This window comes from Dyella telluris (assembly GCF_014297575.1).
Lineage (GTDB): Bacteria > Pseudomonadota > Gammaproteobacteria > Xanthomonadales > Rhodanobacteraceae > Dyella > Dyella telluris.
Map to the genome: position 1 here is coordinate 727518 of NZ_CP060412.1, position 11317 is coordinate 738834.

Sequence of the window (11317 nt, forward strand, 5' to 3'; positions counted from 1 at the left end):
CTGCTAGGGGTGAATCAGAACTGCTGGTTGTACTGCAGGTAGATGTAGCGGCCCAGGTCCAGCGTCGGATCGACCGAGCCCGACGAGTTGTAGCCCAGCACGTAGGCGTTGACGGTGTTCGGCGGGTGCTTGTCAAAGATGTCACGCATGCCGAACGAGATCGTGCCCTTCCACGGCAGGGTGTAACGGACCTGCGCGTCGTTGAACACCGAGGCGCCCATGCGATTGGCGCCCGTGCCGTAGCCCCAGTTCACGCTGGTGTAGTTGGGCATGTTGCAGTGGACGGTGTCGCTGAAGCACTGGTCCAGGAACGCGCCGTAGTAGCGGATGCCCCAGGTGGCGCCCCAGTTGCCCAGGTTCCAGTCCAGACCCAGGTTGGCGCGCCAGTGGTTGTAGCCGTACTGGCCGGCGTAGTTCACGACCGGCGCACCGACGGCACTCATCTGATTCCAGTCGTCGAGGTAGTTCGCGTTCAGGTTGATCACGAACTTGCCGAACGAGAACGTGGGCAGTCGATAGTTGACGCCCAGGTTGTAGCCGGTGGTCTCGATCCAGCCCAGGTTGGCGTTGCCGCGGTTGAGGTTGATCACCTGGCCGTTGGCGTCACGCGAGAACGCCGAGCAGAACTCCTGCACCGAGTACTGGTAGCACTGGTCCAGCACGTAGTTGGCGTCAATCGGCGTGATGACATTGGTTATCTTGATGTCGTAGTAGTCCAGCGTCATGTCCAGACCGTCCACATAGTGCGGGCTGTACACGAGGCCGAGCGTGCGGGTGGTGCTGTGTTCCGGCTGCAGGTACTGGTTGCCTGCGCCGGCGACGAACGGCGTGGTGCCCTGCTGGTTCGGACCCTTGACCGCATTGCCAGCGGTATCGAGCTGGTGGAAGTCGGTCGGCGACAGGCCGGCGGCCGCGCAGTTCTTGGCCACCGTCGGGTTGCTGGTGCTGCCGTAGGTGACATCGCAGGGGTCAGTGTACTGATCGAACGTCTGCGAGCCGCCACCGAACAGGTCGCCCAGCGTCGGTGCACGGAAGCCCTTGGCGAACGTACCGCGCACCATCAGGTCGTCGAACGGCGACCAGGTGAAGCTGTACTTGTTGTTGGTGGTGCTGCCGAAGTTGCTGTAGTGCGAGTAGCGGGTGGCGATGTCCACGGCCAGCGACTTGGCGCCCGGCAGATCCTTCAACAGCGGCGCACTGAGCTCGAGGTAGGCTTCGTTGGTGTTGTACGAACCCGAGGTCGGACCCGCGGCCAGGTCGGTGGTGTAACCGGACTCGGCCAGTTCATCGGGCTGGTCATAACCGCTGACGCCGCGATGTTCAATGCCGGCTGCAAAGGAGAAGGTGCCGGCCGGCAGCTCGAACAGACCGCCCGTGATGTTGGCGGTGAAGTCCTTGTTGATGCTCTGATCGGTGGCGTGCTCGCGCGCCATGATGTAGTTCAGCGCTTCCTTGGTCGACGCGCTCGGGCCGCCGAGGATGTTGAACGGCGTGCACTGGTTCAGCGCAATCGGGTTGGCCGCCGTACCGCACTGCACGACGCCACTGGCGTTGAGGAACGACGGACCCAGCGCCTGCTGCAGGTTGAGCAGGTTGATGTTGCCCGTGCCCGTGGTGTCGACGTCGTACTTGTTGTAGCCAAAGCCCGCATCCCAGTTCCACGGGTGATCGAGGAACTCGAAATTGCCTTCAAAGCCTGCATCGAAGTGCAGCGACTTGGCGCTCTCGCTGGTGACGCGCGGCAGCTCGACGATGCGGCGGGCGAACGACAGGTCATTGCCCGGCAGCGGGTTGTAGTAGCTCTCGCCACTCAGGTACACCGGGAAATTCGGCTGACTGGTGCTGGTGAGCGGGTAACCGGCCACCTGCGTGGACGAGTTGCGCTCGGCATACATGCCGGTGGCCTTGAACGTCACGTTGTCCGAAAGGTTGTAGCTGCCTTCGGTGAAGATGGACTTCAGCTCGCTCGGCAGCTGCTCCATCATCTGGTTGGTGGCGTTGAAGTAATCGTTGTCCTGCACGCCGAGGTGATAGTTGTTGATATCACGCGAATCGGCACCCACGCCGATGTTGTTCGGGTCACCCGTGTGGTTCAGCACATAGGTTTGCTTGCTGTTGGCGGGGTTGGTGAAGCGACCCCACGGACCCGTACCGCTGTAACCGGCGGTGTTGTCGAAATCACCGTAGGTGTACTTGGTGAAGTCACGATCCTTCGCCCACACCGTGCTGGTCTTGTTGTAGGTCGCGGCAAACACCAGCGAGGCCTTGTCCGTGGTGGTGCCCACCGTGAACGAGTAAGCCTGCTGCGTGCCGTCGTTGTGGCCGCCTTCGTTCTGGCCGACGTAGCCACTCACGGCAGCGCCGTTGAAGCGATCCTTGAGGATGATGTTGACCACGCCGGCGACAGCGTCGGAGCCGTAGATCGATGACGCGCCGTCCTTGAGGATTTCGATGCGCTCGATCAGTGCCACCGGGATGGTGGACACGTCGGTGTAGCCGTTGAGGCTGGTCATCCAGCGCTTGCCGTTCACCAGTACCAGCGTGCGGTTTTCGCCGAGGTTGTAGAGGTTGACGTACTGGCCGCCTTCCTCGGTGTTGCTGGTCAGCACGGCGGCCTTGGAAAAGGTCGGCTGGCCGGTGATGGTGAGGTTCTGCAGGATGTCGCCGACGCTGGTCAGGCCGGTCTTCTGGATATCGGCCTGCGTCATCGTGATGACGGGCTGGGCGGTCTCCACGTCCACGCTGCGGATGCGCGAACCGGTAACGGTGATGGTTTCGAGCTTCTTGGCCGAATCCGGGCTGGCCGGGGCGGTACCGGCATCCTGCGCGAACACGGCACCCGCGACGGCGAATGCGCCCATCGCAAGACCCATACGAACGGCCACAGACAGCTTGCTGTTTTGATAGTGCTTCACGTTTCTAGCTCCCCTAAACGACGTGATCGACTGACGATGTGATAGCCAGGCGTCGCCCTGGCTTTTTTTGGGCGCACAAGTCCCCGCGGGGCTGTCCTCATGACAGTCCCGTGCTCCCTTGAAACAAGCAGGAAATTGCGGATCCCCCCTGCCGCCCTTCACCGAACGTATCTGTCGCCATCACGAAAAGTCAACGATTTTTGTAAGCGAGGCGTAAGGTTCATTGGAAACAAATGCTTACGACATAGCTGCCCTGTCATGGAAATAGCTTTCGAACGTTCGCTTTTTGCAAGCTTCGCGAATGACACGAGCAAGCTTCACGCAAGAACATGCGGATTGGACCGAAAAACGGGCTTCCTCCGGCCCGTCGTCGCGAGCTCCGGGTGCAATGGCGATGGGGGCGAGGTGTTGCCGGGTGGTCCGAGGCAAAGAACGGGATGACGTTGCTGTCGCAAGGACTGTCGACGGCACCTCAGGAGGGAGCGGTCTGCGCTGAGGCGTTGCGCCTTCTGATGGTGGCCATGCCTCGTCGGAACTGCCCTCTCTCCGGATTCTCGCTGCGCTTCATCCGGGCTACGTCCCTGTAGCCCGGATGGAGCCGAAGGCGGGAATCCGGGAATTCACCGCGCCATGGGGAAAGGTCTTCGCGAGCTCCCCCGGATTCTCGCTGCGCTTCATCCGGGCTACGTCGCGGCTACGTCCCCGTAGCCCGGATGGAGCCGAAGGCGAGAATCCGGGAATTCACCGCGCCATGGGGAAAGGTCTTCGCGAGTTCCCCCGGATTCTCGCTGCGCTTCATCCGGGCTACGTCGCGGCTACGTCCCTGTAGCCCGGATGGAGCCGAAGGCGGGAATCCGGGAATTCACCGCGCCATGGGGAAAGGTCTTCGCGAGTTCCCCCCGGATTCTCGCTGCGCTTCATCCGGGCTACCGCCTGGCGTCGTAGCCCGGATGGAGCCGAAGGCGGAATCCGGGAATACACGGCGCCATGGGGAAAGGTCTTCGCGAGTTGCCCCGGATTCTCGCTGCGCTTCATCCGGGCTACCGCCTGGCGTCGTAGCCCGGATGGAGCCGAAGGCGGGAATCCGGGAATTCACGGCGCCGGCTGTGAAAGGTCTTCGCGAACTTCCCCCGGATTCTCGCTGCGCTTCATCCGGGCTGCTGATCCGGGCTACCGCGCGTGGTGACGTCCGTTATCGATCCGGCGCGTTCGCGTCTTCGTCCTTGGCCTCTGCCCGGGCACCAAACAGGGCGTAGGTTGCCAGGGACATGGCCGCCAGTGACGCCCAGTAACTCAACACGGCGAACTGCCGCCACACCGCCAGCGATACGGGGACATAACAAGCCGCCAGCGCCACCAGCGTGAGGTAGCCCAGCCTGGGCCGCACGCTCAGCAGAAACACCGTCATGATGGCCAGCACGCCGCAGCCTATCCATGCCGCAAGCGCAAGCGTGTCGCTGTGGCGCATGGCTTCAATGCCGGGGGCATCGGGAAAGATATGCCACGCGAGATCCAGCGCCACGCCGAAGAGCAGGATCGCCATGTATCCCACAATGCATTGCACAACTCGCCTGGCCTGTGCCGTTTCCATGCCTGCCCCCTTTTCCTGCATCCCATGCAGCTTCCATGGCGGGCGGCGGGGCCACCCGGACGCGAACGGTCAAAGCCTGCCCAGAGGCGGCCTCCGGAACAAGTACCGGCGCACCCGCACTGGTGCGCCACGGCACGCGCATCATTCGCGCAACGGCGCGCAAGCACCAGTCCTTTCAATGGCATAGCCTGCATCACCCAGGTAACCCATGCGCCAGACCTCGACCGATTGGCCTAGGGGCCGCGACGGCTGTCACAAATTCCTATCCCTCTCGTGTACACAAACGTCACGACTCCGTGGACAATGTGCCCGCCCATCAGTCCGGAGGGGGAGCCGGAACCATGACTCATAGCGATGCCGCGGCACGTCCCGTGGCGCAACTGCTTGTTGTCACGCGCAGCCTAGTGGAGCTGACGGATCGCGCTGTCTCCGACAGCGAGCTCTCGCATGCGGCGGCTGACGTGCTGATGTTCGCGGCGCGACAGGCCGCACGGCTGGTGGAAGACGTGGTGAGCCTGCGCTCACGCGATCCGGACATCGCCAGCATGTTCATACAGTGCTCGAGCAGCAGTGATCTTGATCGCGCGTACAGCGACCTGGAGTGCCTGGCGGAAGCCGCCGGCATGATCCGGGCGCACGGCATCGGCTCGCAGTACCGCGCACACCTGGCTTATCTGATGCGCTATGCGGCGGAATCGGCCAGCAATGCACTCGAACGCGCCGAGCGTTCCATGAACCTCGCCGACCTCACCACGCTTACGCAGACGTGGGTGATGGACGCGCACAACTGAGGCTGTCCAGGGCGCGGCGCCGTCGCCACGTCCTGCATCGCAGCCCCAACACTCCGATGCGCTGAATCGCGGCCGTTCCCGCATAACGGGCCGCGAGACATCCGGCAATGCTCAGTGTTTGCCCGCGTCCGCGTCCGGCACCTGCTGCAACGCGCCCACCTGTACGTGGCCGGCCCAGCCATCGAATACGTTCACGGCAGCGGCGTCCACCATTTTGGCGACGACCTGCACCGGCGGACAGCCGATGGGATCGGCCACGGGGCGCGACGGATCGGTCATGCCTGCCATGCAGAACTTCGCGCCGCGGTTGGCCAGGCGACTCAGATTGGCCATGCCTTCGGCATAACGCTGCTCTGCGCGCGGCGCGGCGGTGGCATCGCCATAAGTGGAGCGCATGGTGGCGAACAGTTGCTCAGCGGCGTGCCGATCAGCCTCGCTGGCGTTCTTCAGGGCCGTGTCGTACGCCGGCCGGAACGACGAGTTGGCACGCTCCGATGCCAGCGCAAACCATGCCAGCGCCAGCGGAACGTTCACCGGCTGGTGGTCGCCATGGAGGGCCATCACGCCCAGCACGTACTGCGCCGGCTTGCTTGCCCAGCTGGCGGCTTCCTTGAAGAAGTGCTGCGCGGATTCGACATGGCCCTGGCCGTAGGTCTGCGTGCCAAGGCAGTAGAAGTAATCGCCGGGCAGGAATTTCTCTTCACCGCTGACGCAACGCGTGTTGGCCAGGTCCGCATCGGTAGGCACGCTGTCGGTGCCTGGCGTGGCGGCAGCCGTTTGCGCATGCGCATGAGGTGCAGCCCATGCAAGGCACAGGGCCATCGCCACCATGCACGCCCTGCCCTTCCATCCCTGACTTGCCATGTCTTGCTCCCGTGATTGAGCCGCGTTGCGGACGGCGCATCCTAACGCGGCAGGATGCAGGCGGGATGACGGCGGATAAATGGCATGTTCTTGCGCCTGCGCTGCAGGCGATGGTGCTTCGTCGCGTGATGCCGGATACGTGTTCCTAGGCACACACCCGGACACCATCGCGACGAAGCGCGCGGATTGTGTCCACAGCGGATGGACGCGTCCATGCGTCCAATCGCAAATTCGCGAGATGCCTCAGGCGGCTTCCGCCCGTCGTGACGAAGCGCTCAGTGAAAGTGCCACCAGCACCACGGCCAGCACTGCATACGCCGCGGTGAACTGCCAGACCAGCTGGCGCGTCGCCTCGTCGAGCTTCCATGGCAGATAGATGCCGCCGCTGAGCTCCACCGAATGGATCACGCCGAACAGGCTCAGCGCCGCGCCGAGCAACAGGATCAATGCCGCACGCAGCGCGTTGCCGTCGATCATCGCCACCACGAAGCTGGCCCACACCATCGAGGTGATGATGAAACCGTTGCCCAGCGCATTGATGATGGCCAGCTCCGAGAAGCCGTGCGCACGATCGCCGAACAGGGCAACCACGTGGTCAGGCGACACATAGGTGGGATCGGTGAGCTTGATCGCCACCATGCGCGCAATGGCCGGAAAGAAGCTGAAGACCACCGCCGGCGCATAGCGCATCGGCGTTGCCTCGAACGCCTGCACGGTGATGCCGATGGCGACGAACACCAGGATGGGCGCCAGTACCGACAGCGGGATCAGTTCGACCAAGTTGGAGAGATAACCGAACACGCCGCCCAGGCCCACGAACAAGCCGGTGAGCAGGGTGTAGCCCGTGCCGGCACCCATCGCCTTGTACGAAGGCTGGCCGATATAGGGCGTGGTCTGCGCCACCCCGCCACAGAAGCCGGCCACCAGCGTGGCCAGCGCCTCCACCAGCAGGATGTCGCGCGTGCGGTACTCGTCACCGGCGGCGCGCGCGCTTTCCGTCACGTTGATGCCGCCCACCACCATCAGCAGGCCGAACGGCAGGATCAACGGCAGGTAGGGCACGGCAGCGCCCATGCCGCCCACCCACTCCAGCGTGGGCAGCGGCAAGGCAAAGCGCCACGTCCACGGCTTGGGCGGTTCATAGCCGGCGCCCAGCCAGCCCAGCGGACCAAGCACGTAATAGAGCACCGCGCCCACCACGAAGGCCACCAGCACACCGGGCAGGTTCCACGGCATGCGCGCACGCGCCACCAGTGCGTACAGCACCACGCCCAGCCCGGCGAAACCCACCAGCGGCTGCTTGAGTATTTCCACCAGCGGCAGGAAGCCCATCAGCACCAGCGCGATGCCGGCAATGGAACCGAGCAGGCCGGCGCGCGGCACGTGCCGCTGCACCATGCCGCCAAAGAACGACAACACGAACTTCAGCACGCCCATGATCACCAGCGCCGCCATGCCCAGCCGCCAGGTGGCGAGGCCAGCGGCTTGCGGATCCAGCCCGGCCTGCTTGAACTGCAGGAACGCCGGGCCCAGCACCAGGAAGGCCATGCCGATACTCGTGGGTGCATCCAGGCCCAGCGGCATCGCGGTAACGTCGGTGCGGCCCGTGCGGCGTGCCAGTCGCCGCGCCATCGCCGTATAGGCCAGGTTGCCCAGCAACACGCCAAAGGTGGTGCCGGGCACCATGCGCAGGAACACGATGTCCGCCGGGAAACCGAACACGCCGATCAGCGCGGTGGCGAGAAAGGCCAGCACCGACAGGTTGTCGACCACCAGCCCAAGGAATCCGTTGAGGTCGCCGGGCGAAATCCAGCGTTCGCGTGCTGTCGTACTCATCTCAGAAAGACACCTCGGCCGGCTGGGTAACGCGCAGCACGGACTGGTCGCCCGTGCGCTGCTTCCATGCGGCGCGGATGGCCTCCACCTTGTCGCGGTTGGCCGGGCTGTCAGGGTAATCGATCACCAGCATCTTGGAGCGCAAACGCTCGGGCGTCGCCTGGCCCTTGCCCTGCCACTGGCCGTAGACGTCGAGCACGCTCAGTCCGTCGGGAAAGCGCGGCGTCACTTCGGCATCGAGGAACGCGCGCCAGCCCTGCTCGCTCACGCCATGGCTGGCGTCATCCACCAGGCCCAGCCCGAAGAACAGCCGCGTTTCCACCCACCCCTGCGTCTGCGCGGGGTGCGCCGCATCACCATGCAAGGTGGATCCGGTCGCCGGCGCGGTGGTCGCGCAGCCCGACAGCAAGGCCATCGACAACAGCGCGGATGGAAAAAGCAAATGACGCATGGTTATGTCCTTATGTTTGTTTGGACATCCATACGGATAAATATCCGTAGAGATCCTTCGCAAAGTATTGACAACATATCTTGCGCAATGCAACAAATAACGAACGGTCACGTAGCGATACGGGCCCACTGCCAGATTCACCGGGGACACAGGCCTGCCTGACATGAACGTCGACCAGCCACGACATCGTCCGTTGCCGCATGGCCATGCCATGCGGCGATGTTGCCCGGGCTGACGTTCCGGCGCCCTGACCGGCGCCCCGCTTTCATACCAAACCGCCAGCACCCGCCCCGCGGGTGCCATGGACTGCTGCGCTTCAAGGAAACCCCATGCCGACCCACACCACGGCTCCGCGCCGTCGACTTATTCCCGTGCTGATCGCCGCCCTGCTCGCGCCGGCGGCGCAGGCCCAATCCAGCGCCGACGACAACCAGGCCAAGACGCTGGACCAGGTCGTGGTCACCGGCGTGCGCGCCAGCCATCGCACCGCGCTGGAATCGCCGGTGCCGGTGGATGTGCTGACACAGGACGACCTGCGCGCCGCCGGCGCGGTGAACGGCGAGCTGGGCCAGGCGCTGGCCACCTTGCTGCCCTCGTTCAATTTCCCGCGCCAGTCCAACTCCGGTGGCTCGGACCATGTGCGAGCCGCGCAGCTGCGCGGGTTGTCGCCGGACCAGGTGCTGGTGCTGGTGAACGGCAAGCGCTTCCATACCTCGGCGCTGGTGAACACGGATACCAAGATCGGACGGGGCACCACGCCGGTGGATTTCAACGCCATCCCGATCAGTGCGATCAAGCGCGTCGAGGTACTGCGCGATGGCGCCGGCGCACAATACGGCTCGGATGCCATCGCAGGCGTGGTCAACATCATCCTGGACGATGCACCGCAGGGTGGCGAGGTCACCGCCACGGGTGGCGCGTACCACACGCATTTCCGCCCGGCCGACCGCGACATCACCGACGGTGACAGCGGCTACGCGGCAGCCAAGTGGGGCACGCGCCTGGGGGGATCGGGCTTCCTCCGCTTCGGCATCGAAGCCAACAACCACGGCAACACCAATCGCGCCGGCATCGACACCGTGCCGGACTGGCTGGCCGACCCCACGCCCGCCAACCTCGCCCTGCGGGGGCGGCGCAACTACGTGGCCGGCGATCCTTCGGCGGAAAGCTACAACGGCTGGCTCAACAGCGAAGTGCCGCTGTCCGGCAACGCCACCTTCTACTGGTTCGGCACGTACACCCAGCGCCACAGCGTGGGCGACAACTATTTCCGCTACCCGGACAGCAGCGCCAACATCACCTCTATCTATCCCGATGGCTACCTGCCCAAGTCCGTCGGCACCGATCGCGACCTGCAGACGGCCGCCGGCGTGCGCGGCCTGGCCGGTGACTGGCACTACGACGGCAGCGTCAACTGGGGCAGCAATGCCTTCGACTACAACCTGCGCGATTCGCTCAATGCCTCGCTGGGCCCGGACAGCCCCACCTCGTTTCACATCGGCACGTATCGTTTCGACCAGGGCAGCGTCAACGGCGACTTCAGCCACGACTTCAGCGTGGCCTCGCGCAACGTGACGCTGGCACTGGGCGCGGAATACCGGCACGAAAACTTCCGCACCACCCCGGGCGATCCGGCTTCGTACATCGCCGGGCCGTATGTCGATGCCCCGGTAGGCGCGCAGGCGGGTGGCGGCCTGCAACCGCAGGATGCGGCCAAGCTTTCGCGCGACGTGGGTGGGCTATACGCCGAGCTGTCCAGCGATGTGACCGAGCACATTTTTGTCGATGCGGCCACGCGCTATGAGCATTACAGCGACTTCGGCGGCAACTGGAGCGGCAAGCTCAGCGGCCGCTGGGAATTCGCGCCGGGCTTCGCGCTGCGCGCGGCGTGGTCCAACAACTTCCGTGCACCCTCACTGAGCCAGATCGGCTACGAAGCCACCACTACCGGCTATGGCGCGGACGGCAAGCTGGTCACCGGCCGCATCCTGTCGGTGAACAACCCGATTGCACGCGGCCTGGGCGCCGAACCGCTGCAGCCGGAGAAATCACGCAACGCCAGCCTGGGCCTGACCGGCCAGGTGGGCGAGCACTTCGATTTCACCCTGGATGCCTACCAGATCAACATCGACCATCGCGTCACGCTGTCGGAGACCATCGACAGCCCGGGGCTGGAGGATTACATCCTGCAGCACTTCGGCGTGCCCGGCGTGCAGAGCGTGGCGTTCTTCACCAATGCGGTGGATACGCGCACGCGCGGCGCGGAACTGGTGGGCAACTACCGCACGCCACTGGCCGGTGGCGGGTTGCTGCTGACGCTGGCCTATAGCCACAACCACACCGACATCCTGCACGTGATCCCCACGCCGGAGGCGCTGGCCGCCACCGGTGCGGGCAACGTGCTGTTCGGCGTGGAAGAGCAGAACACCCTGACCGATGCCGCCCCCAGCCAGCGCGGCTCGTTCACCGCCAACTGGAGCAATGCGCGCTGGAACCTGCTGGGTCGCGTCACGCGCCAGGGTTCGGTGGTGCGCGTGTTCGACTTCGGTGGCGGCGACGTGCCCACGCAAACCTATGCCGCGCGCTGGCAGCTCGATGCCGAGGTGGAGTTCCGGGTCACCCCACAGCTCAGCTTCGCCGTGGGCGGCTACAACCTCACCAACCAGTACCCCACCCAATCCAACAGCGAGATCAACTACGCCGGCAACTTCCCGTATGACGTGATCTCGCCCATCGGCCTGAACGGCGCCTACTGGTACGGCCGGGTCCGCTACACCTTCTGACGCAGGCACGGCGGCGCCGTCTCAGGCCACGGGACGGCGCTGGCGCAACATGCGGGACATCTCTCGCCCACTCGGCGAGAATGCCC

Annotated in this window: 7 protein-coding genes; 2 read left to right on the forward strand and 5 right to left on the reverse strand. The window is 64.6% G+C overall.

Annotated elements, in window-relative coordinates:
* Positions 1-14 precede the first annotated feature (14 nt).
* Both H8F01_RS03435 and H8F01_RS03440 read right to left on the reverse strand, forming a co-directional pair.
* Positions 15-2873, reverse strand: coding sequence for a TonB-dependent receptor plug domain-containing protein (locus tag H8F01_RS03435; protein WP_187059128.1), 2859 nt, complete (start codon positions 2871-2873; stop codon positions 15-17).
* 1234 nt (positions 2874-4107) lie between these two features.
* Positions 4108-4458 carry a hypothetical protein gene (locus tag H8F01_RS03440; protein WP_187057686.1) on the reverse strand — a complete coding sequence of 117 codons (351 nt, stop codon included), beginning with the start codon at positions 4456-4458 and terminating at the stop codon, positions 4108-4110.
* Positions 4459-4847: 389 nt separating this feature from the next.
* Here H8F01_RS03440 and H8F01_RS03445 point away from each other — a divergent pair, with 389 nt between their 5' ends.
* The gene (locus tag H8F01_RS03445; RefSeq protein WP_187057687.1) at positions 4848-5297 is read left to right on the forward strand and encodes a hypothetical protein; all 450 of its coding nucleotides are present in this window, start codon (positions 4848-4850) and stop codon (positions 5295-5297) included.
* A 111-nt stretch (positions 5298-5408) separates the two neighbouring features.
* Here the strand turns inward: H8F01_RS03445 and H8F01_RS03450 are convergent, their stop codons facing one another.
* The 3 genes from H8F01_RS03450 to H8F01_RS03460 form a co-directional block, all read right to left on the reverse strand.
* Complete coding sequence (locus tag H8F01_RS03450) at positions 5409-6161, reverse strand: SEL1-like repeat protein (protein WP_187057688.1); 753 nt, start codon at positions 6159-6161, stop codon at positions 5409-5411.
* A gap of 243 nt (positions 6162-6404) precedes the next feature.
* The gene (locus tag H8F01_RS03455; protein ID WP_187057689.1) at positions 6405-7997 is read right to left on the reverse strand and encodes a SulP family inorganic anion transporter; all 1593 of its coding nucleotides are present in this window, start codon (positions 7995-7997) and stop codon (positions 6405-6407) included.
* 1 nt (position 7998) lies between these two features.
* The gene (locus tag H8F01_RS03460; RefSeq protein ID WP_187057690.1) at positions 7999-8448 is read right to left on the reverse strand and encodes a DUF3574 domain-containing protein; all 450 of its coding nucleotides are present in this window, start codon (positions 8446-8448) and stop codon (positions 7999-8001) included.
* A gap of 329 nt (positions 8449-8777) precedes the next feature.
* On the opposite strand from H8F01_RS03460, the gene H8F01_RS03465 reads away from it, so the two are divergent.
* A complete protein-coding gene (locus tag H8F01_RS03465; protein ID WP_187057691.1) occupies positions 8778-11231 on the forward strand; it encodes a TonB-dependent receptor plug domain-containing protein in 2454 nt (817 codons plus the stop codon).
* The last annotated feature ends 86 nt before the right edge of the window (positions 11232-11317 follow it).

What these genes read in the sequence shown, in the direction of transcription:
- H8F01_RS03435 (WP_187059128.1), bottom strand. Translation starts at nt 2,873, where the DNA reads ATGGGTCTTGCGATGGGCGCATTCGCCGTCGCGGGTGCCGTGTTCGCG.
- H8F01_RS03440 (WP_187057686.1), bottom strand. Translation starts at nt 4,458, where the DNA reads ATGGCGATCCTGCTCTTCGGCGTGGCGCTGGATCTCGCGTGGCATATC.
- H8F01_RS03445 (WP_187057687.1), top strand. Translation starts at nt 4,848, where the DNA reads ATGACTCATAGCGATGCCGCGGCACGTCCCGTGGCGCAACTGCTTGTT.
- H8F01_RS03450 (WP_187057688.1), bottom strand. Translation starts at nt 6,161, where the DNA reads ATGGCAAGTCAGGGATGGAAGGGCAGGGCGTGCATGGTGGCGATGGCC.
- H8F01_RS03455 (WP_187057689.1), bottom strand. Translation starts at nt 7,997, where the DNA reads ATGAGTACGACAGCACGCGAACGCTGGATTTCGCCCGGCGACCTCAAC.
- H8F01_RS03460 (WP_187057690.1), bottom strand. Translation starts at nt 8,448, where the DNA reads ATGCGTCATTTGCTTTTTCCATCCGCGCTGTTGTCGATGGCCTTGCTG.
- H8F01_RS03465 (WP_187057691.1), top strand. Translation starts at nt 8,778, where the DNA reads ATGCCGACCCACACCACGGCTCCGCGCCGTCGACTTATTCCCGTGCTG.